This is a genomic window from Cellulosimicrobium composti (genome assembly GCF_010287905.1).
Classification (GTDB): domain Bacteria; phylum Actinomycetota; class Actinomycetes; order Actinomycetales; family Cellulomonadaceae; genus Cellulosimicrobium; species Cellulosimicrobium composti.
In genome coordinates this window covers 41,645-64,886 of sequence record NZ_JAAFAN010000006.1, presented here as the reverse complement: position 1 = coordinate 64,886, position 23,242 = coordinate 41,645, and the positions used below count along the sequence as shown (strand labels likewise).

General features: G+C 74.3%; 22 protein-coding genes and 3 tRNA genes. 14 read left to right on the top strand and 11 right to left on the bottom strand.

The window, feature by feature from the left end; genetic code table 11:
* Window positions 1-31: 31 nt before the first annotated feature.
* Both GYH36_RS02980 and GYH36_RS02975 read left to right on the top strand, forming a co-directional pair.
* Window positions 32-4,801, top strand: coding sequence for an ExeM/NucH family extracellular endonuclease (locus GYH36_RS02980; protein WP_376739799.1), 4,770 nt, complete (start codon window positions 32-34; stop codon window positions 4,799-4,801).
* A 146-nt stretch (window positions 4,802-4,947) separates the two neighbouring features.
* Window positions 4,948-5,403, top strand: coding sequence for a hypothetical protein (locus GYH36_RS02975; protein ID WP_162289058.1), 456 nt, complete (start codon window positions 4,948-4,950; stop codon window positions 5,401-5,403).
* Window positions 5,404-5,442: 39 nt separating this feature from the next.
* Here GYH36_RS02975 and GYH36_RS02970 read toward each other — a convergent pair whose 3' ends face one another.
* The 5 genes from GYH36_RS02970 to GYH36_RS02950 are packed head-to-tail and all read right to left on the bottom strand — an operon-like array spanning window position 5,443 to window position 10,614.
* Window positions 5,443-6,768 (bottom strand): hypothetical protein, encoded by a 1,326-nt coding sequence (locus tag GYH36_RS02970; RefSeq protein WP_162289057.1) that lies wholly within the window; start codon window positions 6,766-6,768, stop codon window positions 5,443-5,445.
* A 36-nt stretch (window positions 6,769-6,804) separates the two neighbouring features.
* The gene (locus GYH36_RS02965) at window positions 6,805-7,824 is read right to left on the bottom strand and encodes a sulfate/molybdate ABC transporter ATP-binding protein (protein WP_162289056.1); all 1,020 of its coding nucleotides are present in this window, start codon (window positions 7,822-7,824) and stop codon (window positions 6,805-6,807) included.
* Window positions 7,821-8,681: a sulfate ABC transporter permease gene (locus GYH36_RS02960; RefSeq protein WP_162289055.1), complete on the bottom strand. Its 861-nt coding sequence runs from the start codon at window positions 8,679-8,681 to the stop codon at window positions 7,821-7,823. Before GYH36_RS02960 ends, GYH36_RS02965 begins: the two co-directional genes overlap by 4 nt.
* Entirely contained in the window at window positions 8,674-9,561 is an 888-nt protein-coding gene (cysT, locus tag GYH36_RS02955) for a sulfate ABC transporter permease subunit CysT (protein WP_312028480.1), read from the bottom strand. The genes GYH36_RS02960 and cysT overlap by 8 nt, the downstream gene beginning before the upstream one ends.
* 3 nt (window positions 9,562-9,564) lie before the next feature.
* The gene (locus GYH36_RS02950; RefSeq protein ID WP_162289054.1) at window positions 9,565-10,614 is read right to left on the bottom strand and encodes a sulfate ABC transporter substrate-binding protein; all 1,050 of its coding nucleotides are present in this window, start codon (window positions 10,612-10,614) and stop codon (window positions 9,565-9,567) included.
* 242 nt (window positions 10,615-10,856) lie between these two features.
* Here GYH36_RS02950 and purF point away from each other — a divergent pair, with 242 nt between their 5' ends.
* Window positions 10,857-12,404: an amidophosphoribosyltransferase gene (gene purF / locus GYH36_RS02945; RefSeq protein ID WP_024839014.1), complete on the top strand. Its 1,548-nt coding sequence runs from the start codon at window positions 10,857-10,859 to the stop codon at window positions 12,402-12,404.
* A 59-nt stretch (window positions 12,405-12,463) separates the two neighbouring features.
* Window positions 12,464-13,594 carry a phosphoribosylformylglycinamidine cyclo-ligase gene (purM, locus tag GYH36_RS02940; RefSeq protein WP_162289053.1) on the top strand — a complete coding sequence of 377 codons (1,131 nt, stop codon included), beginning with the start codon at window positions 12,464-12,466 and terminating at the stop codon, window positions 13,592-13,594.
* A gap of 233 nt (window positions 13,595-13,827) precedes the next feature.
* Here purM and GYH36_RS02935 read toward each other — a convergent pair whose 3' ends face one another.
* Window positions 13,828-14,037 (bottom strand): DUF3073 domain-containing protein, encoded by a 210-nt coding sequence (locus tag GYH36_RS02935; protein ID WP_024839012.1) that lies wholly within the window; start codon window positions 14,035-14,037, stop codon window positions 13,828-13,830.
* A gap of 397 nt (window positions 14,038-14,434) precedes the next feature.
* Between GYH36_RS02935 and GYH36_RS02930 the strand changes: the two genes are divergently transcribed.
* Window positions 14,435-14,647 (top strand): BldC family transcriptional regulator, encoded by a 213-nt coding sequence (locus tag GYH36_RS02930; protein ID WP_024839011.1) that lies wholly within the window; start codon window positions 14,435-14,437, stop codon window positions 14,645-14,647.
* Between the two features lie 134 nt (window positions 14,648-14,781).
* Here the strand turns inward: GYH36_RS02930 and GYH36_RS02925 are convergent, their stop codons facing one another.
* The 5 genes from GYH36_RS02925 to GYH36_RS02905 form a co-directional block, all read right to left on the bottom strand.
* Entirely contained in the window at window positions 14,782-15,090 is a 309-nt protein-coding gene (locus GYH36_RS02925; RefSeq protein WP_024839010.1) for a DUF3618 domain-containing protein, read from the bottom strand.
* Window positions 15,087-15,509, bottom strand: coding sequence for a phage holin family protein (locus GYH36_RS02920; protein ID WP_024839009.1), 423 nt, complete (start codon window positions 15,507-15,509; stop codon window positions 15,087-15,089). Before GYH36_RS02920 ends, GYH36_RS02925 begins: the two co-directional genes overlap by 4 nt.
* 159 nt (window positions 15,510-15,668) lie before the next feature.
* A tRNA-Phe gene (locus GYH36_RS02915) sits at window positions 15,669-15,741 on the bottom strand.
* A 50-nt stretch (window positions 15,742-15,791) separates the two neighbouring features.
* A tRNA-Asp gene (locus GYH36_RS02910) sits at window positions 15,792-15,865 on the bottom strand.
* A gap of 141 nt (window positions 15,866-16,006) precedes the next feature.
* Window positions 16,007-16,079: transfer RNA gene (locus GYH36_RS02905), tRNA-Glu, on the bottom strand.
* A 79-nt stretch (window positions 16,080-16,158) separates the two neighbouring features.
* On the opposite strand from GYH36_RS02905, the gene GYH36_RS02900 reads away from it, so the two are divergent.
* The 9 genes from GYH36_RS02900 (at window position 16,159) to GYH36_RS02860 (ending at window position 23,185) form a co-directional block, all read left to right on the top strand.
* The gene (locus GYH36_RS02900) at window positions 16,159-16,503 is read left to right on the top strand and encodes a metallopeptidase family protein (RefSeq protein WP_115943517.1); all 345 of its coding nucleotides are present in this window, start codon (window positions 16,159-16,161) and stop codon (window positions 16,501-16,503) included.
* A 40-nt stretch (window positions 16,504-16,543) separates the two neighbouring features.
* On the top strand, window positions 16,544-16,861 hold the full coding sequence (locus tag GYH36_RS02895; RefSeq protein ID WP_024839007.1) for an ArsR/SmtB family transcription factor: 318 nt from the start codon (window positions 16,544-16,546) through the stop codon (window positions 16,859-16,861).
* Between the two features lie 97 nt (window positions 16,862-16,958).
* Entirely contained in the window at window positions 16,959-17,882 is a 924-nt protein-coding gene (locus GYH36_RS02890) for a cation diffusion facilitator family transporter (protein WP_162289052.1), read from the top strand.
* Between the two features lie 71 nt (window positions 17,883-17,953).
* Window positions 17,954-18,973, top strand: a complete 1,020-nt coding sequence (galE, locus tag GYH36_RS02885) for a UDP-glucose 4-epimerase GalE (RefSeq protein ID WP_024839005.1) — start codon at window positions 17,954-17,956, stop codon at window positions 18,971-18,973.
* A gap of 88 nt (window positions 18,974-19,061) precedes the next feature.
* The gene (locus GYH36_RS19505) at window positions 19,062-19,976 is read left to right on the top strand and encodes a phytoene/squalene synthase family protein (RefSeq protein WP_162289051.1); all 915 of its coding nucleotides are present in this window, start codon (window positions 19,062-19,064) and stop codon (window positions 19,974-19,976) included.
* Window positions 19,973-21,643: a phytoene desaturase family protein gene (gene crtI / locus GYH36_RS02875; protein WP_162289050.1), complete on the top strand. Its 1,671-nt coding sequence runs from the start codon at window positions 19,973-19,975 to the stop codon at window positions 21,641-21,643. Before GYH36_RS19505 ends, crtI begins: the two co-directional genes overlap by 4 nt.
* Window positions 21,640-21,981, top strand: coding sequence for a lycopene cyclase domain-containing protein (locus tag GYH36_RS02870; protein ID WP_162289049.1), 342 nt, complete (start codon window positions 21,640-21,642; stop codon window positions 21,979-21,981). Before crtI ends, GYH36_RS02870 begins: the two co-directional genes overlap by 4 nt.
* On the top strand, window positions 21,978-22,319 hold the full coding sequence (locus GYH36_RS19995) for a lycopene cyclase domain-containing protein (RefSeq protein ID WP_115941903.1): 342 nt from the start codon (window positions 21,978-21,980) through the stop codon (window positions 22,317-22,319). Before GYH36_RS02870 ends, GYH36_RS19995 begins: the two co-directional genes overlap by 4 nt.
* Window positions 22,316-23,185, top strand: a complete 870-nt coding sequence (locus GYH36_RS02860; RefSeq protein ID WP_115941904.1) for a prenyltransferase — start codon at window positions 22,316-22,318, stop codon at window positions 23,183-23,185. The genes GYH36_RS19995 and GYH36_RS02860 overlap by 4 nt, the downstream gene beginning before the upstream one ends.
* Window positions 23,186-23,242 lie beyond the last annotated feature (57 nt).

Sequence of the window (23,242 nt, the reverse complement as noted above, 5' to 3'; positions counted from 1 at the left end):
CCGGCCGTCCGCACGAGATGAAGGAGTCAGCGTGACCGACCACCAGCACCTGCGGCGACGGAGGGTGGTGGCGAGCACGTTGACCGTGGCGCTCGCCGTGCCCTTCTCCGTCGCGGCCGCCACCGCCGCGAGCGCGGCTCCCGACGGGTCGGGCCTCGTCATCAACGAGGCCTACCTGAGCGGTGGCAGCGCGAACGCCCCCTACACCCACAAGTTCGTCGAGCTGTACAACCCCACGCAGTCGGCGATCGACCTCTCCGGCATGTCCCTGCAGTACCGCTCGGCGACGGGCACCGGAGCCTTCACGGGCGTCACCCCGCTCAGCGGCACGGTCGCCCCCGGCGGCTACTTCCTCGTGCAGGGCGGGTCCAACGGGTCGAACGGGGCGGCGCTGCCGACGCCCGACGCGACGGGCAGCCTCAACCCCTCGGGCACGACGGGCACGATCGCGCTCGTGAGCTCCACCACGGCGGTCACGCTCCCGGCGGGGGACGCCGCCGGCGCGGCGAACGTCGTCGACCTCGTCGGGTACGGGACCTCGAACACGTTCGAGACCGCGGTGGGCCCCGCGCCGTCCGGCAACACGGTGCCCGCCTCGATCAACCGGACCGGGTTCGCGGACACGGACGACAACAGCAAGGACTTCTCCCTCTCGAGCACCGTCACGCCCCAGAACAGCGGGCAGGGCGGGGGCCCCGGCCCGGAGCCGGGCGAGGTCGTGCCGATCGCGGAGATCCAGGGCACGGGCGCGACGAGCCCGTTCGTGGGCCAGACGGTGACGACGCGCGGCGTCGTGACCGCGACGTACCCCACCGGCGGCTACGACGGCTTCTACCTGCAGACCGAGGGCACGGGCGGCGACCTCGACGCCTCGCACACGGCGTCGGACGCGATCTTCGTCTACTCCCAGGCCGGCGCGGCCGCCGTGGAGATCGGCGACCACGTCGAGGTGACGGGCGCCGTCTCCGAGTACTTCACGCTGACGCAGATCACGCCCGCCGCGGGCGGGTGGACGGTCCTCGACGAGCCCGCCGAGGAGGTCAAGCCGGCGAACGTCGCGTTCCCCGCGACCGACGCGGCGCGCGAGGTGCTCGAGGGGATGCTCGTGGCACCCGCGGGCGAGTACGTGATCGCGGACAACTACGACACGAACTACTACGGGTCGTTCCTCCTCGCGGCCGGGACGGAACCGTTCCTCCAGCCGACGTCGGCCGGGCGGCCGGGCAGCGCCGAGGCCGCCGCGGCGGTCGCGGACCGCGCGGCCCGCGGCGTCATGCTCGACGACGGCGCGACGACGAACTTCAACAACGCCGCCAACAAGGGCATCCCGCTCCCGTACCTGACGGGCGGGGCCCCGGCGCGCGTCGGCGCGGGCGTGGACTTCACGACGCCCGTGATCCTCGACTACCGGTACGACGCGTGGACGTTCCAGCCGCTCACCCACCTCACCGCGGGTGACTCGGGCAACGCGGCCTCCGTGCAGCCGGCGACGTTCGAGAACACGCGCGAGGACGCGCCCGTCGAGGTCGGCGGCGACCTCTCCGTCGCGACGTTCAACGTGCTCAACTACTTCACGACGACGGGTGACCAGCTCACGGGCTGCACGTACTACACCGACCGTGCGGGCAACCCGATCACGGTCAACCGCGGCTGCGACGCGCGCGGCGCGTCGAACGCCGAGAACCTCGAGCGCCAGGAGACGAAGATCGTCGCGGCGATCGACGCGCTCGACGCCGACGTGGTGGCGCTCATGGAGATCGAGAACTCGACGCCGTTCGGCAAGGACCGCGACCAGGCGCTCTCCGACCTGGTCGACGCGCTCAACGAGGCGGCGGGCGCCGACGAGTGGGCCTTCGTGCCCTCGCCGTCCGCGCTGCCCGACGACGAGGACGTCATCCGTCTCGCGTACATCTACCAGGTGGACGCGGCGGAGCCGGTCGGCGAGTCGCAGATCCTGCTCGACGACCCGGCGTTCGTCAACGCGCGCGAGCCGCTCGCGCAGGTGTTCCAGCCGGTCGGCGGCATCACCGAGGGCGACGACGCGGGCACCGACGACGTGCTCGTCGTCGCGAACCACTTCAAGTCGAAGGGCTCCGGCACGGCCGTGCTGCCCGGCGACGAGGACTCGGGCGACGGCCAGGGCGCGTTCAACGCGTCGCGCGTCGCGCAGGCGACGGCCCTCGTGGGCTTCGCGGAGGACGTCGCCGCGGACGCGGGCACGGACAAGGTCCTGCTCGCGGGCGACTTCAACTCCTACTCGCAGGAGGACCCGCTGGAGGTCCTCAAGGACGCCGGGTACGTCGACCTGGGCGACACGACGGGTGAGCAGACCTACCTGTTCGACGGGTACGTCGGGTCGCTCGACCACGTGTTCGCCTCGCCGGCCGCGGCCGCGGCCGTGACGGGCACCGACGTGTGGAACATCAACTCGGTCGAGCCCATCGCGAACGAGTACAGCCGGTACAACTACAACGCGTCGATCCTCTACGACACGACGCCGTTCCGGTCGTCCGACCACGACCCGGTCCTCGTGGGCCTCGACCTCGCCGGCGGCACCGAGCCGGGCGAGACGCAGCTCGACCTGCTGGCGATCAACGACTTCCACGGTCGCATCGACGCCAACACCGTGAAGTTCGCGGGCACGATCGAGCAGCTGCGCGCGGTGAACCCGGACGGGACGGCCTTCGTCTCGGCGGGCGACAACATCGGCGCGTCGCTGTTCGCGTCGGCGCTCCAGCAGGACCAGCCGACGATCGACGTGCTCAACGCGCTCGACCTCGAGGCGTCGGCCGTCGGGAACCACGAGTTCGACCAGGGCTTCGCGGACCTCACGGGCCGGGTGACCGACGAGGCGAACTGGGCCTACCTCGGCGCGAACGTCTACGACAAGGGCACCACGAACCCGGCCCTGCCGGAGTACCAGGTGGTCGAGGTCGGCGGTCTCGACGTCGGCTTCGTCGGCGTCGTCACCGAGGAGACCCCGACGCTCGTCACGCCGTCGGGCATCGCGGACCTCGACTTCGGGGACCCGGTCGAGGCGCTCAACCGCGTCACCGACCAGCTCCTGGACGGCGACCCGGCGAACGGCGAGGCGGACCTCGTCGTGGGCCTCGTCCACGAGGGCGCGTCCGCGGGCACGCCCGACGGCGCGACGCTCGAGGAGGAGGTCGCCGCGGGCGGCGCCTTCGCGGACATCGTCACGGAGACCGACGCGCGCGTCGCGGCGATCTTCACGGGTCACACGCACAAGCAGTACGCGTGGGACGCGCCCGTCCCGGGCGTCCCGGGCAAGACCCGGCCGATCGTCCAGACCGGCAACTACGGCGAGTTCGTCGGCCACGTGTCGCTCACCGTGGACACCGCGACCCACGAGGTCACGGCGTACACCGCGGAGAACGTCGCGCGCACGACGACGGACGACGCGACGCTCGTCGCGACGTACCCGCGCGTCGCGGAGGTCAAGACGATCGTGGACGCCGCGCTCGCCGAGGCCGAGATCATCGGCGCGCAGCCCGTCGGCTCGGTCACGGCCGACATCACGACGGCGTACGCGGGCGGGTCGTACACGGGCCCGGGCGGGACGTACGTGGGCTCCGGCCCGCTGCCGAGCACCGGCCGTGACGACCGTGCGTCCGAGTCGACCCTCGGCAACCTCGTCGCCGACTCGCTCCTCGCCACGCTCGCCGACCCGGCGCGCGGCGGTGCGGACATCGGCGTCGTCAACCCGGGCGGGCTCCGCAACGAGCTCTTCTTCGACGGCGACGGCGTCATCACGTACGCCGAGGCCAACGCGGTCCTGCCGTTCGTCAACAACCTGTGGACCGTGACCCTCACGGGCGCGCAGGTCGTCGAGATGCTCGAGCAGCAGTGGCAGACGGACGAGGACGGCGAGCGCCCGACCCGCCCCTACCTCGCCCTGGGCCTCTCGGACAACGTGTCGTGGACGGCCTCGACGGCCGACCCGAACGCGACGCCGGGGGACAACGTCTCGTCGGTGACGATCAACGGCGAGCCGATCGACCTCGACGCCGAGTACCGCGTCGCGACGTTCTCGTTCCTCGCGACCGGCGGCGACAACTTCCGCGTGTTCACCGAGGGCACGGACCCGCGCGACTCCGGTCTGGTCGACCGCGACGCGTGGATCGCGTACCTGCAGACGAGCTCGCCGGTGTCGCCGTCGTTCGACCGCTCGCGCGTGGTCGTGGACGAGCTGCCCGGCACCGTCACCGCGGGGTCGGACGTGACCGTCGAGCTCTCGGCGCTCGACCTCACGTCCCTCGGCTCGCCGCGCAACACGTCCGTCGACGGCTACCTCGTGCCGGCGGACGGCGAGTTCGACCCGGCCGACCCGGGCACCCCGGCGGGCACCGCGACGGTGACCGCGGGTGCCGCGACGCTCACGGTGCCGGTCCCGGCCGACGCCGCGGCGGGCGAGTACGACCTCTGGGTGGTCGCGGAGCCGAGCGGCACGACCGCCCGGATCCCGGTCACGGTCGAGGCCGGCGCGGCCGAGGGCGCGGTGCTGACCGACGTGGTCGTGAGCCCGCGCTGCATGGCGGGCAAGGTCTATCTCGCGGTCAAGGCGGTCAACGGGGACGACGTCCCGGTCGACGTCGTGCTCAGCACGCCGTACGGGGAGCGCACCTTCACGGGCGTCGCCCCCGGTGCGGCGGCGTACCAGTCCTTCGCGTCGCGCGCGACGTCCGTCCCGGCGGGCTCGGTGACCGTCACCGGGTCGTTCGCGGACGGCACCGGGGTGCGCGAGTACCCGGTCGCGTTCGACGCGTTCTCGTGCGGGTGATCCCGCGCTGATCACGAGGAGGTGAGACCGCGGCCCGGGTTCCGTCCGACGGACCCGGGCCGCGGTGCGTCCGGGCTCCTCCCGTACCGGCCGCACCCAGGCGCCCGGGCAGAGGGTCCCCAGGTTCCCCAGGTAGGGTCGTGGTCGTGAGCCCCGAGCAGTCCTCCGCACCTGACGGCGCGGCACCCGACCCCTCCGCAGCCCCGGACGCGGGCGCGCCCGCCGCGCTGCCCGCGCAGCCCACCGCCGCCGACGCCGCCCGGGCAGAGCCGGACGAGACGCCGACCGACGGGGCGTCGGACGACGCGACCACGGCTGCCGGCAGCACGGCCGGCGAGGTCGAGATCGAGAGCGTCGTGGACCCGACGACGGTGCGCCGTGCGCCGCGCTACCGCGCGTTCTTCACGGTGGGCGTCGTGCTCGGCACCGTGCTCGGGCTGGGCCTCGGCGGCGCGTGGCTCCAGTCGCCGGCCGCGGCGCCGGTCTTCAAGCCCGGTGTCTACTTCACGGTCATCGTCGTCACGTGCGCCGCGCTCGGCGCGGGGGTCGCGGGCGTGTGGGCCGTCGTCGCGGACCGGCGCAGCCTGCGCGGGCGGCGCTGACCCGACCCACCTCCGGGCACCGGCGGCGGTGACGCGCCGTCAGCCCGTCGCGTCGCCGACGTGCCACCGCGCACGCACGCGGGCACGACGCCGCGCCGAGCGGCCCACGTCGTCGACGAGCACGGCGGCGGCCGCGACCGCGGCCACGAGGAGGACCACGCCGACCGGTCCGTAGGGCGCGCCCGGGGCCACGAGCGCGACGCCCTCGCCCCGCACGCCGGCGAGCACGGACGGGGCGACGAGCCCGGTCACGGCGAGGACCCCGATCGCGCCCGCCGCGCCCCCGGACCACGGGGACAGCAGCTCCCGCACGACGTCGTCGGCGGGCGGCGGCCCCGGGTCGGGGGAGCGCAGGCGCGCGAGCGCCTCCCGGCGCTGCCGGGCCCGCCGCCGGTTCGGCAGGACGAACCACAGCGCCCCGGCGAGCAGCGCCGCGCCCAGGAGCGCGCCGCCCGCGCCCACGAGCACGTCGATCGCCGTCTCGCCCACGGGCCCGTAGTGCGCGTCGGGTCCGCGCCGGCGCGGGTGCCGCATCGTCACGCCGACGAGGAACAGCACGAACCCCACGCCGCCCGCGACGCCGAGCGCGGTCGTCACGCGGTCGCGGCGTCGCACGGACGAGCCGCTCCGGACCTCGCGCCGGGCCTCCGCCGCCGGGGCGGTCCGGGGGAGCGCGGCACGACGGCGGCGCTCGGCGGCCTCGGCGGCGCGCACCTCGTTCGGCCCCCAGGTCGAGCGCACCGCGTCGCGCGCCGCGGTCCAGCGAGAGCGCAGCGCCCGGAGCGCGACGAGGCCGACGACCGCCGCTGCCCCCACCACGGCGGACACGACGACCGTGGGTGCGCGCTCGGCGTCGCCGGGGCCCATCGCGAGCGGCGCGACGACGGCGCCCGCGACGACCGCGACGGCGAGGACCGTCCAGGCCAGCCCGGCGACCGCGCCCGGAGGGTTCGACCCCGCCACGCGCCGCCGGAGCGGCAGCGGCGGGACGTCGGTGCGCGGGCGGTCCGCGGCGGTGAGCGCGCTCGCCACGGCGAGGGTCGTGGCCGCCCGCAGCGGCACGACGGCCAGCACGGCGACGAGCAGCGTCAGGACCCACCAGCCGACCGTCGTGCGCACGGCCTCGTCGGCCTCGTGCTCCCACGACGGCAGGACCTCCGCCCCGACGAGCGCGGCCCCGAGGAGGAGCAGGAACCCGGCGACGGCGCCCGCGAGGAGCGCTCCGCTCGCGGTCGCGAGCCCGTCGCACACCGCCAGGCGCGTGCCGGGCACGAGCTCGACGAAGCGGTAGGCGTCGCGCTCGCGCCGGTGCCGCGCCCGGCCGTCGCGGTCGCGGGGCGGGCGGTCGACGCGCGGGGGAGGCACGGGGGCAGGATAGGCGAGCGCGACGTCGCCCGAGGGTCAGGCCGGGGCGGCCGCCGCGACGGGCTCGGCCGCGGGGGCCGTCGGCGCGCCCTGGGCAGGCGCGAGCCGCACGGCCACGCCCGCCGCGAGCCCGAGCGTGCGCGCCTCCGCGCGGGTCACGACGACGGACACGACCTCGTCGCCCGCGCTCACCTCGGCGCGCACCTCGAAGCCGACGCGCGTCGTGCGCGTCACGACCCCGGTCACGGGGCCACCCCGACGCGGCGGGGCGTCGTCGGGCGCCGGGACGCCAGGCAGGACCTCGACGTGCACGTCGTGCGGGCGCACGAGGACGCCGCCGAGCCGCGTGACCGGGCCGAGGAAGCCCATGACGAAGTCGTTCGCGGGACGGTCGTAGAGGTCGTCGGGCGTGCCGACCTGCTCGATGCGGCCCTCGTTGACGACGACGATCTCGTCCGCGACCTCGAGCGCCTCCTCCTGGTCGTGCGTGACGAAGACGGTCGTCACGGGGATCTCGTCGTGCAGGCGGCGCAGCCAGTCGCGCAGCTCCTTGCGGACCTTGGCGTCGAGCGCGCCGAACGGCTCGTCGAGCAGCAGCACGCTCGGGCGGATCGCGAGGGCGCGCGCGAGCGCCATGCGCTGGCGCTGGCCGCCCGAGAGCTGGGACGGCAGCCGGTGGGCGAAGCTCTCGAGGTGCACGAGCCGCAGGAGCTCGTCCACGCGCTCGGCGATCTCGGCCTTCGGCGTGCGCCGGATCTCGAGGCCGAACGCGACGTTGCGCGCGACGCTCAGGTGCTTGAACGCCGCGTAGTGCTGGAACACGAAGCCCACGTTGCGGCGTCGTGCGGGCAGGTTCGTCGCGTCACGACCCTCGATCTCGATCGCGCCGGAGTCGGGCACCTCGAGCCCGGCGACGACGCGCAGGAGCGTCGACTTGCCGCCCCCGCTCGGGCCGAGCAGCGCCGTGAGGCGGCCGGTCGGGACGGACACGGAGACGTCGTCGAGCGCGACGAAGTCGCCGAAGGTCTTGCGGACGTTGCGGATCTCGATGCTCATGCGTCGGCCTCCGAGGGGGTGGCGGGGCGGGTGGCAGGACGGGCCGGGCGGCGGGCCGGGGCGGCGTCGGACCGCAGGAGGGTGACCGCGACGATGCACGCGACGGACACGGACGCGAGGAGGAACGCGACGGCGTACGCCGTGCCCTGCTCGAAGTCCTGGTAGCGCTGCTCGACGAGGAGCGTCGAGGTCTGGGTGCGGCCCTCGAAGTTGCCGGACACCACCTTGACGGCGCCGAACTCGCCGAGCGCCCGCGCGAGGGTGAGGACGACGCCGTACACGACGGCCCACTTGATCGCCGGCAGGGTGATGCGCCGGAAGGTCTGGAACCGGCTCGCGCCGAGGCTCGTCGCCGCGAGCTCCTCGTCGGTGCCGAGCTCGGTGAGGACGGGCACGATCTCGCGGATCACGAGCGGCAGGCACACGAACGCCGTCGCGAGCACGATGCCCGGCGGGGCGAAGATCACCCGGAACCCGGCCTCCTCGAGCGCGCCGCCGAACCAGCCGTTCTTCCCGTAGACGAGGACGAGCGCGAGCCCGACGACGATCGGGGAGACGGACAGCGGGAGGTCGAGCAGGGCGTTGAGGAGCGCCTTGCCCGGGAAGTCGTAGCGCACGACGAGCAACGAGATCCCGACGCCGAACACGGTGCTGAGGAGCACGACCTGCACCGCGACCGCCGCGGTGAGCTGGAGCGCGAACAGGACCGAGGGGTCGGCGAACGCACGCTGGAACGTCTCGAGGCCGTCCGCGAACGCGTTCTTCGCCACGAGCGAGACGGGCCAGCCGACGAGCAGCACGAGGTAGACGACCACGACGGCGCGCAGCGTGCGGCGCACCCAGGGAGAGCTATCCACGGCGGGCCACCTTTCGCTGGAGGAGCTGGATCGTCGCGATGACGAGCAGGGACACGAGCAGGAGCACCGACGCGACGGCCGCGGCCTGCTCGGGCTGGCCGTTCTCCAGGTAGCTGAGGATGCGGACCGAGCCGACCTCGGTGCGCATCGGGAGGTTGCCCGAGAGCAGCACGAGCGCGCCGTACTCGCTGATCGCGCGCGCGAACGAGAGGGCCGCACCCGCCGTGATCGCGGGCGCGAGCGCGGGCAGGACCACGCGGCGGAACGTCGTGAAGCGGGTCGCGCCGAGGGACGCCGCCGCCTCCTCGACGTCGCGGTCGAGCTCGGCCAGCACCGGCTGGACGCTGCGGACCACGAACGGCAGCGTGACGAAGCAGAACGCGAGGAAGACGGCGGCGCGCGTGTTCGCCACGTCGATCCCGAGCGGACCCGACGGCCCGTACAGCGCGAGCAGCACGAGGCCCGCGACGATCGTCGGCAGGGCGAACGGGATGTCGATGAGGACCTCGAGGAGACGCTTGCCGGGGAAGCGGTCGCGCACGAGCACCCACGCGACGAGCGTGCCCATGACGACGTTCACGGCCGTCACGGCGAGCGCCTGCGTCACGGTGAGGGTCAGGGCGGCTGCGGTCTGGGGCTGCGTGACCGCGGCGACGAACGCGGGCCACCCGCCGGCCGACGTCTCGACGAGCACCGCGAGGAGCGGGACGAGCGCGAGCGCGGAGAACCACAGGAGCGCCACGCCGAGCCCGAGCCCGGAGGTCGCGGTGAGGCGGTAGGGCCCGTTCGGCGTCCGGCGCCGGCGGCGGGAGGGCACGGCCGGGGCCGGGCCGCGCTCGCGCGCGGTCCGGCCCGGTCGCTCAGCGAGGGTCGAGGACACGGATCACTGCTTCCCGGTCTCGGTCTGGACCTTCGTCACGATGCCCTCGTCGCCGAAGAACTTCTCGTTCGCGGCGGGCCAGCCGCCGAAGTCGTCGGCGATCGTGAGGAGCGTCGGCACCGCCGGGAACGGGTCGCTCGGGTCGTTGGCGCCCTCGACCTCGACGTCGAGGTCGCCCGTGAGCGGGCGGAAGCCCTTGCTCGCGAACGCGGCCTGGCCCTCGGGCGTGACGACGAAGTCGAGGTAGCTCTGCGCGCGCGGGTCCGCGTCGACGGTCACCGCGGCGGGGTTCTCGATGAGGAGCGTCTGGTCGGGGACGACGTAGTCGAACGTCTCGCCGTTCTGCCGCGCGAGGATCGCCTCGTTCTCGTAGGAGATCAGGACGTCGCCCGTGCCCGCGGTGAAGGCGGTCGTCGCGTCGCGGCCGCCGCCGGGCAGCGCGACGGCGTTCGTGAAGAACTTCCGCAGGAACTCGGTCGCGTCCTCCTCCGTGCCGCCGTTCGCGATGACGCTGCCCCAGCCGGCGAGGATGTTCCACCGGGCGGAGCCGGACGAGCCGGGGTTGGGCGTGACGATCTCGATGCCGGGCTGGACGATGTCCTCCCAGGTCCGGATGTTCTTCGGGTTGCCCTCACGCACGACGAGCACGACGACCGACTGGCTGACGATGCCCTGGTGCTCGCCCGCGTTCCAGTCCTCGGCGACGATCCCGGCGTCGACGAGGCGCGTGACGTCGCCCTCGAGCGAGAAGTGCACGTAGTCGGCCTCGAGGCCGTCCGCGACGGCGCGGCTCTGGTCCCCGGAGGGGCCGTACGACGTCTCCCACGTGACGCCCTGGCCGTCCTCCGTCTCGGCCCACAGCTCCTGGGCCGCGTCGTTGCCCGCCTTGGGCACGGCGAACCCGACGAGCGAGAGCGTCGTGGGCTCGACGGAGCCGTCGCCGCCCGCGTCGCCGCCGGACCCGTCGACGGCGGTCGGCGCGCACGCGGTGAGGACCAGGGAGGTGGCTGCCGCGGCAGCCGCGAGGGTGATCGTCGTCCGGAGGCGTCGCATGGTGTCGTCCTTTGTCGGGGCCCGGAGGGTCCGGGGGAGCGGTCGGGGTCCCGGTCCGCGGCGTGATAGTGGACTGCCGCGGTCGGGTAAGTCGAGATTCAAGCGCGGCGTTCCCACCCTCCGAAACCCCCGACCGACTGCTGGGACGACGTAACGCCACCGTGAACGGCGCCGCCGGGCGCAGGTGTCCACCTGAGCACGCGCTTCGGTCCGGGCGTGCCTGCTGTGGGACACTGAGGTACGTGGCCCCCCGCGGAGATGGACTTCTCAACCACGACCTCATGCCCGGCGAGAAAGGCCCCCAGGACGCCTGCGGCGTCTTCGGTGTCTGGGCGCCCGGCGAGGAGGTCGCCAAGCTCGCCTACTTCGGTCTGTACGCGCTGCAGCACCGAGGCCAGGAGTCGGCCGGCATCGCCACCAGCAACGGTGAGCAGATCCTGGTCTACAAGGACATGGGACTCGTCTCCCAGGTGTTCGACGAGACGGCGCTCAACGCCCTGACGGGGCACATCGCCGTCGGTCACTGCCGGTACTCGACGACGGGCGGCGTGACCTGGGAGAACGCCCAGCCGACGCTCGGCGCGACGGCGTCCGGGACGGTGGCCCTCGGCCACAACGGCAACCTCACCAACTCCGCCGAGCTCGTCAACCTCGTCGCCGAGCGCTACGGCAGCCAGCGTCGCGGCGAGCTCGCGCGCGGCAACACCACGGACACCGCGCTCGTCACCGCGCTGCTCGCGGGCGACGCCGACCACACGCTCGAGGCGACGGCTCTCGAGGTGCTCCCGCGCCTGCGCGGCGCGTTCTCGCTCGTCTTCATGGACGAGCGCACCCTCTACGCGGCACGCGACCCGCAGGGCGTGCGCCCGCTCGTCCTCGGCCGCCTGGAGCGCGGGTGGGTCGTCGCGAGCGAGACGCCGGCGCTCGACATCGTCGGCGCGTCCTACGTGCGCGAGGTCGAGCCGGGCGAGCTCATCGCGATCGATGCCGACGGCCTGCGATCGCAGCGCTTCGCCCCCGCCGAGCGCGCCGGGTGCGTCTTCGAGTACGTCTACCTCGCGCGCCCCGACACGACGATCAACGGCCGCTCGGTGCACGCCGCGCGCGTCGAGATGGGCCGCCAGCTCGCGCGCGAGCACCCCGTCGACGCGGACCTCGTCATCCCGGTGCCCGAGTCCGGCACGCCCGCCGCGGTGGGCTACGCGGCCGAGTCCGGCATCCCGTTCGGGCAGGGCCTCACCAAGAACGCCTACGTGGGCCGCACGTTCATCCAGCCGTCGGACACCCTGCGCCAGCTCGGCATCCGCCTCAAGCTCAACCCGCTGCGCGACGTCATCCGCGGCAAGCGCCTCGTGGTCGTCGACGACTCGATCGTGCGCGGCAACACCCAGCGCGCGCTCGTGCGCATGCTGCGCGAGGCCGGGGCGGCCGAGGTGCACGTGCGCATCAGCTCCCCGCCGGTCAAGTGGCCGTGCTTCTACGGCATCGACTTCGCGTCGCGCGCCGAGCTCATCGCGAACGGGCTGTCGCCCGACGAGATCGGCCAGTCGCTCGGCGCCGACACCCTCGGGTACATCTCGACGGAGGGCATGATCGCGGCGACCGAGCAGCCGTCGTCGCAGCTGTGCACCGCGTGCTTCACGGGCAAGTACCCCATCGAGCTGCCGCCGGACGACCAGCTCGGCAAGCACCTCCTCGAGCAGGCCGAGCTCCCGCTCGGCGCGCCCGAGGACGGGCTGCGCAGCCTGTCCGTCTCCGCGGGCGGCTCCGGCGCACTCCAGCACCCCTGACCACCTCACCTGCACGACCACCGGCGCGCGCGCCGCGACGAACCCTTGGAGCCGACACGATGACTGCCGACGCGCCCCGGACGGGCCTCACCTACGCCGCCGCGGGCGTCGACACCGAGGCCGGTGACAAGGCCGTCGAGCTCATGAAGGACGCCGTGCGCCGCACGCACGGGCCCCAGGTGCTCGGCGGCGTCGGCGGCTTCGCCGGGCTGTACGACTTCTCCGAGGTCGCGACCTACCGCCGCCCGCTCCTCGCGACGTCGACCGACGGCGTCGGCACCAAGGTCGCGATCGCGCAGGCGCTCGACGTGCACGACACGATCGGCTTCGACCTCGTGGGCATGGTCGTGGACGACATCGTCGTGGTGGGCGCGAAGCCGCTCTTCATGACCGACTACATCGCGTGCGGCAAGGTCGTGCCCGAGCGCATCGCCGGGATCGTCCGCGGCATCGCGGCGGCCTGCGAGGTCGCCGGGACGGCGCTCGTCGGCGGCGAGACCGCCGAGCACCCGGGCCTGCTGGGCCAGGACGAGTACGACGTCGCGGGCGCCGCGACCGGCGTCGTCGAGGCGGACGCGCTGCTCGGCCCGGACCGCGTGCGCGCGGGCGACGTCCTCGTCGCCATGGCGTCCTCGGGCCTGCACTCCAACGGCTACTCGCTCGTGCGCGCCGTGCTCCAGCACGCCGGCTGGGGGCTCGAGCGCCACGTCGACGAGCTCGGGCGGACGATCGGCGAGGAGCTCCTCACGCCCACCCGCGTCTACGCGAGCGACTGCCTGGCGCTGGCCGCCGACGACGCCGCCCAGGTGCACGCGTTCACGCACGTCACGGGCGGCGGCCTCGCGGCCAACCTCGCGCGCGTGCTGCCCGCCGGGCTCGTCGGGGTCGTCGACCGCGCGAGCTGGGACGTCCCGCCGGTCTTCCGCCTCGTCCGCGAGCTGGGCGACGTGCCGCGCGGGGACCTCGAGAGCACGCTCAACCTCGGTGTCGGCATGGTCGCCGTCGTCGGCGCGGACGGCGTCGACGCGGCCCTCGCGCGGTGCGCGGCGCTGGGCGTGCCCGCCTGGGTGCTCGGCTCGGTCGAGGCGCTCGACGCGTCCGCGACCGACGTCGCGGACGGCGAACTCGTGGCGGGGACGAAGGGCGTCCAGGCCGGGGCCGTGCGCCTCGTCGGCGACTACAGGGCCTGACGCCCGCGGGGTCGGCGGGTCGCGCCGGCCCCGCGCCCCGCGCTCAGCGGTCGACGCGGACGACGGTCGGCGCGGACGCGGGTCGACGCGGACGCGCAGGGTGGCGGTCGGCGCGTCCTCGCGGCGCGGTCACCGGCCCCCGACATGACGGCGCCGCCGCCTGCAGGGCAGGCGACGGCGCAGCCGGGGTCGTGCGTCCGCGGGACCGCGGAAGAGAGGTGGTCGACGAACCGTCAGCGGTCGTCGGACCAGTCGTTGTAGCGCTGGTCGTAGCGCTCGAGGTCGTCCGACGACTCGGCGCCGAAGCGCGAGTCCGTCACGACATCCGTGTGGCTGTGACCGGTGAGCTCACGCTCGAGCGCACTGTAGTTCGTCTCGGGGCTGTAGTACTTCAGCGCGCGAGCGACCTTGGTCTGCTTTGCCTTCTGACGGCCGCGGCCCATGGCTCCGACCCCCTCAACGTAGAAGCGGGGCGGCTACGTGCTCAGACGTGCGGCCCCGGGGTGTAGTTTCGTCTGTTCAGGGTCCAACGGTACATGGTCCGGGCCTATTCCATCCACTCAGGAGCCCGGCCGGAGCCCCGGACGTGCCTGTCGTCACAGAGTCTCCACGCGCCGAGGGACCGGCGGGCGGTTGCGGTCCCGCGTGCCGGCGTCGGGAACACGTCCGTATGCCGCACGGACGCCTATCCGGCCGTTCCGACCCATAGACCGCCTAATTCACCCGTCCGTCAAGTCGCCCGAAATCCGCATGCTGCGACAATGGAGGGTACTGGCGTCGTGCTGTCGTCGTGATCCGGGGCATGAGCCGGACCAGCGCGTACCAGGAGGAGGTGTCGTGATGTCCATGCACGGAGAGTCCGAGGTTCTGCTCACGCCCGCCGAGGTCGCCAGCCTGTTCCGCGTCGACCCCAAGACGGTCACCCGCTGGGCGAAGGCCGGAAAGCTCTCGTCCATCCGCACGCTCGGTGGACACCGCCGCTACCGCGAGTCGGAGGTGCGTGCGCTCCTCGGCGCCGCGAGCGAGCCCGCCGAGGGCACCGACAAGTCCTGATCCGCCGCGCCGCGCCGCGCCGCCCGCGCGGCGGCGCGACGGCGGACGGGGAGGACGCGGCGGGCCGGTCACCGGCCCGCGCGGAGAGAGACACGGGCCGAGCGGCCCGATGTGCGCGCCCCGACGAGGGCGCGCTACGACCGGCGGCGGAGCACGGCCGCGGCGACGAGCGCCGCGCCCGCCACGACGGCACCCAGCAGCAGCTTGACGTTGCGCGAGCGGTCCGGGTCCTCCTCCGGCAGCCCGCCGCCGCTGAGGAACGTGCCCGTGTCCGAGGCGGCCTGCTTCGCCTGGTGCGCGGCCTGCTTGGCCTGGACGCGCGGGTCCAGGCGCGTCGTGAGCTCGTCGATCGTCCCGGCGAGCTCGGCCCGCGTGCGGGCGATCTCGTCCTCGAGCTGGGACTGGGACAGCTGGGGCGTCGGAGCCCCGTCGGATCCGCTCACGAGCGCAGTCCTTCCTTGATGGTCGCCACGTCTTCCTTGATGCCCTCGACCGCGCCGGTCGGGGTGGGCGGCACGCCGCGCTGCAGCTGCTTGACGCCGACGAACGCGAGCGTACCTGCGACGAGCACGAGCGCGAGCCCCACGATCAGCGCCGCGAGCCAGAGGGGCATCACGGTCGCGAGGCCCTCCATCGCGGAGTGGAGGAGGAACCCGAGGCCGTACAGGACGAGCACCCCGCCCACGACGAGCATGCCGATGCCGATGCCGGCGTGCTTGGCCTTGGTCGCGAGCTCGGCCTTCGCGAGCGCGATCTCCGACCGGACGAGGCGGGTCGCCTGCTCGGACAGCCGCTCGACGAGCTGCCCGACCGTCGGCTTCTGCTCCTCGGGCGGGATGCGCCCGTCGATCCAGTCGCTCATCTCTCCGCCTTTCCGCAGGTGACCCCACCACTCAACCGGGACCCGCGGCGGCGCGCAACTCCCCGGGGGCCGACGGTGGGCCGGGGCGCGCGGCGCGGTGGGGCGGCGTCGGGGGAGACCAGAAGACCCCCGCCCGGATCCCGGACGGGGGTCTCTCGGTGGCTCCGACCGGCGTCGATCCGGTGACCTTTCGATTTTCAGTCGAACGCTCTACCAACTGAGCTACAGAGCCATGGGGGAAGAGCCCGGCCGGCCGATGCCGACCGGGCTCTTCGCCTCACGCGACCCTGACGGGACTTGAACCCGCGACCTCCGCCGTGACAGGGCGGCGCGCTAACCAACTGCGCTACAGGGCCTTGCTTCTTCAGCGTGGAACACCCTAACACCCGTTCACCGGGGGCTTTTGGCGGCCCGCTTTCGAACCGAGAGGATCGTACCGTACCGATGAGCCGATCCGTAAATCCGCTGGTGGCCACCGGTCCCGGGCCGAGCTCGCGTACCCCCAACGGGATTCGAACCCGTGCTACCGCCGTGAAAGGGCGGGGTCCTAGGCCGCTAGACGATGGGGGCTCAGAACGTCGGCCAGTGTACAGCCGTGCCCGCGTCGTGGTCCCGCGCGGGACCGGGGGAGGATGGTCGCGTGGTGGAGATGACGCGGGCCGAGTTCGAGGACGCCGTGCGGGACGGGCTGGACCTCGTCCCGGAGGACCTCGCGGCGCAGATGGACAACGTCGTGGTGCTCGTCGAGGACGACGCGCCCGCGGACGACCCCGACCTCCTCGGCCTCTACGAGGGCGTGCCGCTCACCGAGCGCGACCACCTGTGGGCGGCCGGCTCGCTGCCCGACCGCATCACGATCTTCCGCAACCCGACCCTCGCGATCTGCGAGACGCGCGAGGACGTCGTCGAGGAGGTCGCCGTCACGGTCGTCCACGAGATCGCGCACCACTTCGGCATCGACGACGACCGCCTGCACGAGCTCGGCTGGGGCTGAGCGCGGGCGCGGCGCGACGGCGGCTCGCTACGATCGACGCGTGACGACGAGCGCCGCGAGCGACCCCGCCCACGCCGGCGCGCACGACCACGAGGCGGTCGCCCGCCTCCTCCACGCGCTCGCGGAGCCGAGCCGCCTCGCGATCGTGCACCTGCTCGCGCGCGACGAGCGCCGGGTGGTCGACCTCACGCGCGAGCTCGGGCTCGCGCAGTCCACGGTCTCCGCCCACCTCACGACGCTGCGCGACGCCGGCGTCGTCGGGGTCCGGCGCGAGGGCCGCTCCTCCTGGTACCGCCTCGCGCGGCCCGAGGTCGCGCACCTGCTCGCGGACGCCGAGCACGTCGCCCTCGCGCCCTGACGCCCGCCGGGCCCGGGTGGCCGACCTCACCTCGGGCACCCTGGAAATCATCGGTGACCGGCGATATCATCGTTAATCGCCGATGAATGGAGGCCCGATGGGTACCGGTCACGACCACGGTGCGGGGGGCGGCGCGCCCGACCACCGCGCGCGCCTCGGGGTCGCCTTCGGGATCACCGCGACGATCCTCGTCGCGCAGGCCGTCGGGGCGGTCCTCACGGGCAGCCTCGCGCTCCTCACCGACACCGCGCACATGCTCACCGACGCCACGGGCCTGCTCGTCGCGCTCGTCGCCGCGTCGCTCGCGCTGCGACCCGCGACCAAGCGGCGCACGTGGGGTTTCCGCCGGGTCGAGGTGCTCGCGGCGCTCGCGCAGGCGGCGCTGCTGCTCGCGGTCGGCGTGTACGCGGTCGTCGAGGGCGTCCGGCGGCTCGTCGCGCCGCCCGAGGTGCCCTCGTCCGAGCTGCTCGTGTTCGGCGTCGTCGGGCTCGTGGGGAACGTGGTCGCGATCGCGGTGCTCGCGTCGGGCCGTCGCGCGAACCTCAACCTGCGGGGCGCGTTCCTCGAGGTCGTCAACGACGCGCTCGGGTCGGTCGGGGTCGTCGTCGCGGCCGTCGTCATCGCGACGACCGGGTACCAGCGGGCCGACACGATCGCCGCCCTCGTCATCGCCGCGCTCATCGCCCCGCGCGCGTTCCGGCTCCTGCGCGAGGCGACGGCCGTGCTCATGGAGTTCACGCCCGAGGGGCTCGACCTCGACGACGTCCGGGCGCACATCCTCTCGCTCGACCACGTGGAGGACGTGCACGACCTGCACGCCTCGACCGTGGCGACCGGCCTGCCGACGATCTCCGCGCACGTCGTCGTGGACGACGCGTGCTTCCGCGACGGGCACGCGCTCGAGATCGTCGAGCGGGTGCGCACGTGCGTCGCGCACCACTTCCCCGTCTCGGTCGAGCACTCGACGTTCCAGCTCGAGACGGCGGCCCTGCGCGACCGCGAGGCGCACGGCCACGCGTAGCGACGGCGAGGCCGCGGACCGTCGCGCCGCCGGCCGCCGGGAGCCCTCGCCGCCCCACTAGGGTGGGTGCCATGACGATCCTCGTGACCGGCGGAGCCGGGTACATCGGCGCGCACGTGGTGCGCCTCCTGCAGGAGCGCGGCGAGAAGGTGGTCGTGGTCGACGACCTCAGCACCGGCCGTGCCGACCGCGTCGGCGACGCGACGCTCGTCCAGGTCGACGTGGCCTCGCCCGAGGCCGTGGACGTCCTGACGCGCGCGCTCACCGAGCACGAGGTCCGGGCCGTGATCCACTTCGCGGCGCGCAAGCAGGTGGGCGAGTCGGTCGAGAAGCCGGCCTGGTACTACCAGCAGAACGTCGGCGGCTTCACGAACCTCGTCACGGCGATGCAGGCGGCGGGCGTGGACCGCCTCGTGTTCTCGTCGTCGGCCGCGACGTACGGCATGCCGTCGGTCTCGCTCGTCGAGGAGAAGCTGCACGCCGAGCCGATCAACCCGTACGGCGAGACGAAGCTCGTCGGCGAGTGGCTCGGCCGAGCGGCCGGCCGGTCCTGGGGGCTGCGGTTCGTCGCGCTGCGCTACTTCAACGTCGCGGGCGCGGGCTGGCCGGAGCTCGGCGACCCGGCGGTGCTCAACCTCGTGCCGATGGTCCTCGACCGGCTCGAGCGCGGCGAGCGCCCCAAGGTCTTCGGGGACGACTACCCGACGCCGGACGGCACGTGCATCCGCGACTACATCCACGTGCTCGACCTCGCGCAGGCGCACCTCGCGGCGCTGGAGTACCTCGACGTCGCCGAGCGCCCGTTCGACGTGTTCAACGTCGGCACCGGCCAGGGCTCGTCGGTGCGCGAGGTCATCGACGAGATCGGGCGCGTGAGCGGGCTCGACGTCACGCCGGAGGTCCTGCCGCGCCGCGCGGGCGACCCGCCGCAGCTCGTGGGCGACCCGCGTCGCATCAACGAGCTCTTCGGGTGGCGCGCGACGAAGGGGCTGCCGGAGATCATCGGGTCGGCGTGGGAGGCGTGGCAGGCGGGTCCCCGTCGCATCGACCGCGCACCCGGTGCGACGGCCGGGTCCGCTCCCGAGATGTGAGGGTCGCCGTCTCGTGCGACCCTACGTTCCTCAGCATGCTGAGTAATGGCCGGGGAGGTGCCCCGGTGACGGGAGACGGGACGACGACGTGGGCGACGAGAGCGACCCTGGACGGCTGTACGACCTGACCGCCGCACGCACGAGCCGCGTGGTGCTCGCCGCGTACTCGACCTCGTTCGGGCTCGGCGCGCGGCTCCTCGACGCGCCGACCCGTGGCGGGATCGACGCGGTCTACGGGCTCGTGCGCATCGCGGACGAGGTCGTGGACACGCGGCGGGGCGACGGCGCCGCCGACCTCCTCGACGAGCTCGAGGCCGAGACGGGTCGCGCCCTCGAACGCGGGTGGTCGACGAACCTCGTCGTCCACGCGTTCGCCCTCACCGCGCGCCGGTGCGGGTTCGGCCACGCCGAGGTCGACCCGTTCTTCGCGTCGATGCGCACCGACCTCACGGTGCGCGTGCACGACCGCGAGAGCTACGAGCGGTACGTGTACGGCTCCGCGGAGGTCGTCGGCCTCATGTGCCTCGCGGTCTTCCTCAACGCCCGCCGCCGCCCCGGCGAGCCCCTGCGCGTGCCCGACCCGGTGCTCGTGCGGGGCGCCCGGGCGCTCGGCGCCGCGTTCCAGAAGATCAACTTCCTGCGCGACCTGCGCACCGACCACGACGAGCTCGGGCGCGCGTACCTCCCCGGGGTCGTGCCCGGCCGGCTGCGCCGCCGGGACGTCGAGGCGTTCTGCCGCGAGGTCGAGGCGGACCTCGCCGCCGCCCGGGCCGCGCTGCCCGGCCTCCCGGTGCGTCCGCGCATCGCCGTCGCCGCGACCGTCGCGGTGTACGAGCGGCTCCTCGCGCGCCTCGCCGCGACGCCGCCCGAGGACATCCTGCGCGCGCGCGTGCGCGTGCCGGACACGATGAAGGTCGCGCTCGCGGCGCGCGCCGCCGGCGGCCAGCTCCTCGGGCAGGTCGCGTCCGCCCGTTCCCCGCGGCCCCGGAAGGTGCTCGCGTGAGGGCACCGCGCGTCGCCGTCGTCGGAGGAGGGATCGCCGGGCTCGCCACCGCCGCGCTGCTCGCGCGCGGGGGAGCGCGCGTCACGCTGCTCGAGCGCCACGACGTCGTGGGCGGCCGCGCGGGCACGCTCGAGGTCGACGGCTTCCGCTTCGACACCGGCCCGTCCTGGTACTTCATGCCCGAGGTCTTCGAGCACTTCTTCGCGCTGCTCGGCGCGCGCGTCGAGGACCACCTCGACCTCGTGCCGCTCGACCCCGCCTACCGCGTGTTCTTCGAGCCCGACGGCGACGCCCCGGCGCCGGCGTTCGAGCTCTCGGCGAGCCCCGGCGTGAACCGCGCGCGGTTCGACGCGATCGAGCCCGGCGCGGGCGCGCGCCTCGCGGCGTACGCGGCCGACGCGAGCGAGGCGTACGGCCTCGCGCTCGACCACTTCCTCTACACGACGTTCGAGCGACCCGACCGGGCCCTGTCCCCGTCGGTCCTGCGCCGCCTCCCGCGGCTGGCCGGGCTGCTGCGCGAGAGCCTCGCCGACCGCGCCGCGCGCGCCGTCGACGACCCACGGCTCCGCCAGCTCCTCGGCTACCACGCCGTGTTCCTCGGTTCCTCCCCGTACCGGGCGCCCGCGCTCTACTCCCTCATGAGCCACCTCGACCTCGTCGACGGCGTGCAGTACCCGCGCGGCGGCATGCACACGCTCGTCGAGGCCGTCGAGCGGCTCGCGCGCGCCGAGGGCGTCGAGGTCCGCACGGGCGCCGACGTCGCCGAGATCGAGGTCGCGCCCGGCACGCGACGCCGCGGCCGGGTCACGGGCGTGCGCCTCGCGTCGGGCGAGCGCGTCGCGGCGGACGTCGTCGTCTCGGCCGCGGACCGGCACCACACGGAGACCGTGCTGCTCGCGCCGGACCGGGCAGACCTGCCCGCTGCCGCGTGGGAGCAGAAGGGCCCCGGGATCTCCGCGCTCCTCGTGCTCGCGGGGGTGCGCGGCGAGCTGCCCGAGCTCGCCCACCACTCGCTGTTCTTCACGGGCGACTGGCCGGCCAACTTCGACGCCGTGCTCGGCACGGACGGGCCCAGCGACCCCCGCGGCCTGCGGGTGCCCGCCCCGGCGTCGCTGTACGTGTCGCGGACGTCCGCGACGGACGGACCGTCGTCGTCCGCCCCCGCGGCGCCGCCCGGCCACGAGAACCTCTTCGTGCTCGTCCCGTTCCCCGCCGACCCGACGCTCGGTGCCGACGCCGAGTCGCAGCGCTCGCTCGAGGCGCTCGCGGACCGCTACCTCGCGCAGGTCGGCCGCTGGGCGGGCGTCCCCGACCTGCCGGGGCGGGTCGTCACGCGGCGCGTCCTCGGCCCGGCCCACTTCGCGACCGAGCTCTCGTCGTGGCGCGGGAGCGCGCTCGGCATGGAGCACACGCTGCGGCAGTCCGCGCTGTGGCGCCCGGGGAACGCGTCCCGCCGTGTCGACGGGCTCTACCACGCCGGGGGTGGCACGATCCCGGGCGTGGGACTCCCGATGTGCCTCATCAGCGCCGAGCTCGTCGCCAAGCGGCTGCTCGGCGAGACCTCGGCGCGCCCGCTGCCCGCCCCGCTGCGCGAGGGCTTCCTCGCGGCGAGCCGGCGACCCGAGCGGCTGCACCCGTCGGGGGCGCCGGCGGTGGTCCGCCGGTGACCGGTCTCGCCTACCTCGCGGCGCTCGCCGTGTCGCTCGGCGGCCTCGCCGTGCTCGACCGCCGCTTCCGGCTCGCGTTCTGGGCGGACCCGCGCCGCGCGGGCCTCACCGTGGGCCTGGGCGTCGTCGGCTTCCTCGCGTGGGACGTCGCGGGGCTCGCGCTCGGCATCTTCGCGCGCGGCGAGAGCCCCTGGATGACGGGCCTCCTGCTCGCGCCCGACCTGCCCGTCGAGGAGGCGGTCTTCCTGACGCTCCTGTGCTACAACGCGCTGCTCGTGTGGCGGGGTGCCGAGCACGTCCTCGCCGCGCGCCGCGCCCGGGCGGGGGGCGACGCGTGACGAACATCGTGCTCAACGCGGTCGTCCTCGCGCTGCTCGTCGTCGTGTCCTGGCGCGTGCTGCGCCGGCTGCGTCCCGGGCCGCTCGTGTGGACGGCCGTCGTGCTGTGCGTGCTCACCCTCGTGTTCGACACGCTCATGATCGCGGCCGACCTCTACGTGTTCGACCCGGGGAAGATCCTCGGCGTCTACCTGTGGGGCGCGCCGCTCGAGGACTTCGCGTACGCGCTCGCCGCCGCGCTCGGGATGCCCGTGCTGTGGACCGTGCTCGGCGACCGCGGCCGGGCACGCGCCGCCGGCGGCGGTCCGCGCGACCGGGCCGACGAGGACGCCCGGTGAGGGCGGTGCTCGCCGCGTCGCGGCCGTTCTCGTGGATCAACACCGCCTACCCCTTCGCCGCGGGCTACCTCGTCGCGACGGGGGGCCGGGTCGACGTCGCGCTCGTCGTCGGCACGCTCTACTTCCTCGTGCCCTACAACCTGCTCATGTACGGCGTGAACGACGTGTTCGACTACGCGAGCGATCTGCGCAACCCGCGCAAGGGCGGGATCGAGGGCGCGCTGGCCGACCCCGCGACCGCGCGGGTCACGCACCGGCGCATCCTGCGCGCGTGCGTGGCGACGAACGTGCCGTTCCTCGTCGCGCTGCTGCTGCTCGGCGACCCGCTCGCCGGGGTCGTGCTCGCGCTCGTGGTGCTCGGCGTCGTCGCGTACTCGGCGCCGGGCCTGCGGTTCAAGGAGCGCCCGTTCCTCGACTCGTTCACGTCGGCGATGCACTTCGCCGGGCCGCTGCTCTACGCGCTCGTCCTCGTGGACGCCGACCTCGCCGCGCGCTCGGTCTGGCCGGTCCTCGTCGGCTTCGTCCTGTGGGGCATGGCCTCGCACGCGTTCGGCGCGGTGCAGGACGTCCGTGCGGACCGCGAGGGCGGGATCGCGTCCGTCGCGACGGCGGTCGGCGCGCACGCGACGGTGCTCGGCGCGGCCGCCGCGTACGTCGCCGCCGCGGCCGTGCTCGCGGTCCTGCCGTGGCCGGGCGTCCTGGCGGCGCTCCTGCCGATCCCGTACGCCGTCAACGTGCTGCGGTTCCGCGACGTGCGCGACGACGACTGCGAGCGTGCGAACGCCGGGTGGCGCACGTTCCTGTGGCTCAACCTCGTCACGGGTTTCCTCGTGACGATGCTGCTCATCGCGGGCGCCCTCGTCTGACGCGCCGCCCGGCCCGCGCCGCGCCCCGGCGGACGTGCGGGGACGACGACGGCCCCG